General features: G+C 65.1%; 4 protein-coding genes. 2 read left to right on the forward strand and 2 right to left on the reverse strand.

The window, feature by feature from the left end:
- Positions 1-1,013: 1,013 nt before the first annotated feature.
- Together RCI06_RS10085 and RCI06_RS10090 are read right to left on the reverse strand one after the other, a co-directional pair.
- A complete protein-coding gene (locus RCI06_RS10085) occupies positions 1,014-2,126 on the reverse strand; it encodes a dihydroorotate dehydrogenase (protein ID WP_101552697.1) in 1,113 nt (370 codons plus the stop codon).
- 15 nt (positions 2,127-2,141) lie between these two features.
- Positions 2,142-3,164, reverse strand: coding sequence for a LacI family DNA-binding transcriptional regulator (locus tag RCI06_RS10090; RefSeq protein WP_101552695.1), 1,023 nt, complete (start codon positions 3,162-3,164; stop codon positions 2,142-2,144).
- 298 nt (positions 3,165-3,462) lie between these two features.
- Here RCI06_RS10090 and codB point away from each other — a divergent pair, with 298 nt between their 5' ends.
- Positions 3,463-4,719: a cytosine permease gene (codB, locus tag RCI06_RS10095; protein WP_306575954.1), complete on the forward strand. Its 1,257-nt coding sequence runs from the start codon at positions 3,463-3,465 to the stop codon at positions 4,717-4,719.
- Between the two features lie 42 nt (positions 4,720-4,761).
- Positions 4,762-5,997 carry a cytosine deaminase gene (gene codA, locus RCI06_RS10100; protein WP_101552691.1) on the forward strand — a complete coding sequence of 412 codons (1,236 nt, stop codon included), beginning with the start codon at positions 4,762-4,764 and terminating at the stop codon, positions 5,995-5,997.
- Positions 5,998-6,076 lie beyond the last annotated feature (79 nt).

Raw genomic sequence — 6,076 nt, forward strand, 5'->3', positions numbered from 1 at the left:
TCGGCGGCGGGGATTTCCGGGTCCCGCCCTGGCGGCGGTTTTGGATGTACCGCGCTGCGCCCGGCGGGGCTATCGCGGGAATTGCCGCTTAAAAAGCGGCAAGAATCACGAGCGCGTTCCGCCGCGCACCACGGGTTCCTTTTCGGACGGACGAAAAGGAACCAAAAGTCCGCCTAAGAACCCTCCACCTTAGGCGGCCTTCCCGGGCTGCGCCCGGAGCGCGCTACGCGCGACGGCCGCTCGCGGGCGCTCCGCCCCGCGACCCCGGCTTGAGTCCGCTGCGCGGACCCGGCCCTGCGGGCCGGAACTCTAAGCGGTATCTCCGGGAGTACCTTGCCAGAACCCGCGAACTACCACCGCTCCCCACGGGTACACAAGCTGTGGGCACAATTCAGGTTGCGGGCGCTCCCAACAACGCACACCGGATGGCTCGCCGGGGACACCCGGCGGAAAACTGCGCGGCGAAGCTGCGCAGTTTTCCGCTTCCTTGTGGGCGCTGCGCGCCACGCAAAAGCGGCCGTGCCCCCCCAAACGCACGTCCGATTCGGTTCCGGGGACTCGCCGGCAGAGGCGTTGCGCCCGCGGCGTGGCGGCTGGCGGGTTGCTGTAGGCTCGTTCGCTGATCCGTGGCAGGGCGCCGCCGACTTTGGCCGAAGGCCAACCGGAGGCGGCGCTGGGGTCGCAGGGGCGAAGCCCCTCGTGCCCTTCTTTGGTTCCTTTCTTGGGCAAGCAAGAAAGGAACTCGCTGTCGGTCGACTACCGACAAACGATACCGCTTACTGAGCGGTAAGCCCAAGAAGGCCTCTTCTGGCGGGCAGCCGTCAAGCTCCGCCGCTCGATGAGCGGCAAATCTAAGCCCACCCCGGGGCGGGACCCGGCAACTCCGCCGTTCCCCGAGCGGCAAATCGAAAACCGCCGCCGGTCGACCACCGGCAAACGATACCGCTCGATGAGCGGCAAGTCCTCGCCAAAAGGAAAGGCCGCCCTCGCGGGCGGCCTTTCCTTTTGTAATGCTACTTCCAGACAAGGCGGAGCTTTTTATCGGGGCAGCGCGCGACGCACAGCCCGCAGCCGGTGCAGCGGGCGGGGTCGGTAACGATGCCGTCCGCCTCGCGGCGCACGCCCCCGTAGAGGCAGCCGCCGGCGCAGAGAGAGCAGTCCTCCCGCGCGCAGGGGGAGAGCAGCTCGCTCACAAGCGGCTGCTCGGGGATCTCCTCGAAGGGGATGAGGGAGCCGAGCGCGGCGCCCCGCAGACGTTCGATGCTGCCGCCGTGCCCGTCGGCCCACGCCGCGAGCCCCTGGACGATTTCGGCGATGCGGCCGTAGCCGTGCAGCATGACCGCGGAGGCGAGCTGGACGGTGTTGGCCCCGAGCATGATGAATTCCAGCACGTTCTCAAAGCTCTCGATCCCGCCGATGCCGCAGATCTGGCAACGGGTGAGCTGGGAGAGGGTGGCGGTGACCGCCAGCGACACGGGCCGGATGTTGGGGCCGGTATAGCCGCCGTAGGTGGGCATGACGGCCTGCTGGCGTTCAATGTCGACGCCCGACAGCCCCTTGAGGCTGTCGATCGCGCTGACGGCGGAGGCGCCCGCCTCCTCGATCGCGCGGACAAAGCCCGTGTTGATGCTCGCGTCGTAGGAGAGCTTGACCATCACCGGGATCTCCACCGCCGCCACAATCGTGCGGACAAACTCGCCGATGTGTTCCGGATGGCTCGAAAGCCGCTCGTTTTTGGTGCCGATGGGTGCGCTGATGCTCAGCTCCACCGCGTCGGCGCCCATCCGCTCCACCTTGGAGGCGATGTAGGCGGCCTCCGAGGGGGTCGCGCCCCAGATCGAACAGATCAGCATACAGTCCCGCTTGTCGATCCGGTCCATCTCCTGCTCCCACTGCTCGAGGTCGAGGGTGGAATAGAGCATCGTGTTGAAAAGCCGCCCGTCGTCGAGGTAGAGCCGGGGCCGGATGACCGTGCCCGCCTCCAGGGTGATCGTTTCGGTGACGACCGCGGCGGCGCCCGCGTCGATCGACCGCTGAATGGCGGCCGCGCTGCGCGACCAGGGACCGGCGGCCACGATGACCGGGTTTTTCAGCTGCCTGCCCAGAAAAGGCACTGCTAACGACATGGAACCCAACCCCTCTCATTCAAACAGCTCATAGATATATTTCTCGTTGCCGCAGGAGCGGCGGATTTTCAGCTTGGGCTGGAGCACGACCTGCTGCGGCACGCGGTCGGCAAGCTGCTCGTCCTCGATCAGGTCGAAAAGCAGGCGCGCGGCGACCATGCCCAGCCGGTGGGCGGGCTGCTCGACGCTCGTGAGCTCGGGAGTGACCAGCTCGCACATGGGGGAATCGCTGAACCCCGCCACCGCGAGCCGCCCGGGGATATCGACCCCCTCGGCGCGCGCCGCCTTCATGACGCCGAAGGCGAGCTCGTCGCTCGAGGCGAAGATCGCGTCGGGCAGGCTGCCCGTCGCAAAGAGCCGCCGCGCCGCCAGATAACCGCCCCGCAGGCTGTCCTCGGCGGTGTGGACCTGCCCGGCGGGAAGCCCCGCCTGGGCGCACGCCGCGCGGTAGCCCTGGAGGATCGCGCCGCTCTTCGAGTGGGAATCCTCGTCGAGCAGCAGGTCGACCCGGCGGCGGCCCAGCTCGAAGAGGTGCTGGGTCATCCGGGCGGCGCTGCCCTCGAAGTTGATGTAGCAGGCGGTCACGTCGCCCAATCCGTCCCCGCGCCCGATGATCACGAAGGGACGCTCCCGCAGGCCGGTGGCGTCGAGCTGGGCGGCGCTCAGGCGGGCGGCCCCGAGGATGACGCCGTCCACCTTGCGGTCGAGCACCATGCGCAGCGAGTCCACCTCCCCCTCGGCGGTGCCGTGGGTGTTGCAGAGCAGGACGCCCGCGCCCTTTTTGGCGGCGACCGTCTCGACGCCGGTGATGACCCGGTGGTAGATGCCGTGCTCAAAGGTGGGGACGAGCAGGGCGACCGTGTTGGTGCGGCCGAGGTTGAGCCCGCGCGCGAACCAGTTGGGGGTGTAGTGGAACTGCTCCATGACCGCGAGCACATGCTCGCGGGTCTCCGGCTGGACCTGTTCGGGGTGGTTGAGCACCCGCGAGACGGTCGCGACCGACACCTGCGCCTGTCGCGCAATCTCCTTGATATTCAAGCCCCCGCCCCCTGTCCACTCGTCTACCTATAGCTTACCAACCCGTCCGGGAAAATGCAAGGCCCCGGGAAGGCCTCCGGCAAAAAAAGACGCGCTTTGTAATCGGTTTCATAATTTGCTTGCATTTGGACAGTTTTCACATGGCTTGTCAACAACTTGCCAAAGAAAAAGGCAATAATTTGTACAAAAATCAGGTGGCAAAATGCGGATTTATATGATATAGTGTGGATAGCGGCTAATGAAACTACTTACATCAATGCGCGCCCAGCGCGTGTCACAGACAGAAAGGGAGGTAACGATGAGCGAACTGAAAGAGAAAAAAGTCCAGGCGGAGGATTCCGAGTATTCCCTCAGCGCGGTACCGAAGGACAAAAAGGTACAGGGCATGTGGGCGGCGATGGTGGTGCTGGTGGGCTTCACCTTCTTTACCCCGAGCATGACCGCGGGCGGCAACCTGGGCATCGGGCTGACGCTGAGCGGCTTTCTCATCTCCATGATCGTCGGCAACGCGTTTTTGGGCATCTATTGCGGCACCCTCGGCTACATCGGCCAGAAGACCGGTCTTTCGCTCGACCTGCTGGCGCACCGCTCGTTCGGTGAAAAGGGCTCGTTTTTGCCCTCCGCCATCATCAGCATCACCCAGATCGGCTGGTTCGGCGTGGGCGTCGCGATGTTCGCGCTCCCCGTCACCGAGCTGACCAAGGGCAAGCTGCCCGTGTGGGCGCTCGTCATCGTCACCGGCGCGATCATGACGATTACCGCCTACCTCGGCATCAAGGCGCTGGCGGTCCTCGGCTCGATCGCCGTGCCCCTCATCGCCATCCTCGGCGTCTATTCGGTGACCTGGGGCATCCAGAAGGCGGGCGGCATCATGAACGTCTTCGGCGTGGAGAACAAGATGACGCTCGCCGCGGGCATCGCGATCGTCGTCGGCTCGTTCATTTCGGGCGGCACCGCGACGCCAAACTTCACCCGCTTCTCCAAGACTCCGAAGGTCGCCGTCACCGCGACGGTCGTCGCCTTCTTCGTGGGCAACTCGGTCATGATGATCTTCGGCGCGGTCGGCGGCGCGGTCACCGGCGTGGCGGACATCTTCAACATCCTCATCCTCCAGGGCCTCGCGATCCCGGCGGTCATCACCCTCGGACTCAACATCTGGACGACCAACAACAACGCCCTCTATACCGCGGGCCTCGGCGTCTCGAACATCACCAAGATCCCGATGAAGCCGATGGTCCTGCTCGGCGGACTGGTGGGCACCGTCTTCTCGGTGTGGCTCAACAACAACTTCGTCAGCTACCTGAACCTGCTCTCCGGCATGATCCCGCCGGTCGGCGCGGTCATCATCCTGCACTACATCCTGCACCGCGGCGACTATTCCAGGGAGGACGTCAAGAACCCGGTGGTCAACCCCGGCGCGATCCTCGCGGTCATCGGCGGCGCGCTCATCGGCATCTTTGTGAGCTGGGGCATCAAGCCGGTCAACTCGCTCGTTGTCGCGGCCGTGATCTTCCTCATCTGGGAGATGGCCGTCCGTCCGAAGCAGAAGGCATAGGCCTGTTGGAAGAGAACACACGTGACGAAAGGAGATCATCGCATGCTGATCAAAAATATCTTTGTGGAAAACGGGACCGAGGCGGTCGACATCCGCGTCGCCGACGGGAAGTTTGAAAAGATCGCCGCGAACCTCGCCCCCAACCCGGGCGAAGAGGTCGTCGACTGCACCGGATGCCTGGCCATCCCGCCCTTTATCGAGCCGCACGTCCATCTCGACACCTGCCTGACGGCGGGCGACCCGGTGTGGAACATGTCGGGCACCCTCTTCGAGGGGATCGAGTGCTGGGCCAAGCGCAAGGAGAAGCTCTCCAAGCAGGACGTCAAGGACCGCGCCCGCCGCGCGGTGCAGATGCAGGCGTCCAACGGCGTCCAGTTCGTGCGCACCCACGTCGACGTGACCGACCCGACGCTGATCGCGATGGAGGGGATGCTCGAGCTCAAGGAGGAGCTCAAGGGGATCGTCGACATCCAGATCGTCGCCTTCCCGCAGGAGGGCATCATGAGCTATCCGAACGGCGAGCAGCTCATGGAGAACGCCGTCAGGATGGGCGCGGACTGCGTCGGCGCGATCCCGCACTTTGAATTCACCCGTGAATACGCGGTCGATTCGGTCAACTTCTGCGTCAAGCTCGCGGAAAAGTACGGCAAGCTGGTCGACGTCCACTGCGACGAGATCGACGACGAGCAGTCCAAGGGCCTCGAGGTGCTCGCCTGCCGTGCGCTCGAAAGCGGCATGAAGGACATGGTCACCGCCAGCCATACCACCGCGATGCACAGCTACAACAACGCCTACTGCGGCAAGCTCTTCCGCCTGCTGCGGATGAGCGACATCAACTTCATCTGCAACCCGCTGGTCAACACCCATTTGCAGGGCCGCTTCGACACCTACCCGAAGCGCCGGGGCGTCACCCGCGTCAAGGAGCTGCTGGAGAACGGCAACAACGTCGCCTTCGGCCACGACGACATCTTCGACCCGTGGTATCCGCTCGGCGACGGCAACATGCGGGACGTCATCCACATGGGCCTGCACGTCTGCCAGCTGATGGGCTACCAGCAGATCATGGACTCCTACAGGTTCTGCACCTACAACGCCGCCCGGGCGCTGCACCTCGGGGACAGCTACGGCATCCGGGAGGGCAACCCCGCGAGCTTCATCGTGCTCAACAACGACAACTTCTACAACGCCCTCAACAAGAAGAGCGAGGTCCTCTACTCCTACAACCGTGGCAAGCTGATCGCCAAGGCGACCCCCGCGCGCAAAGAGGTCCTCTTCTGACAGCCGCCCTTTGTCCGGGAGACCGGATCCGGGGGGGGGGGGGGGCGCGGGGGGGGGGGGGGGGGGGGGGGGGGGGGGG

The sequence above is a fragment of the Anaerotruncus massiliensis (ex Togo et al. 2026) genome (assembly GCF_030825285.1).
In the GTDB taxonomy this organism is placed as follows: Bacteria; Bacillota; Clostridia; order Oscillospirales; family Ruminococcaceae; genus Anaerotruncus; species Anaerotruncus massiliensis.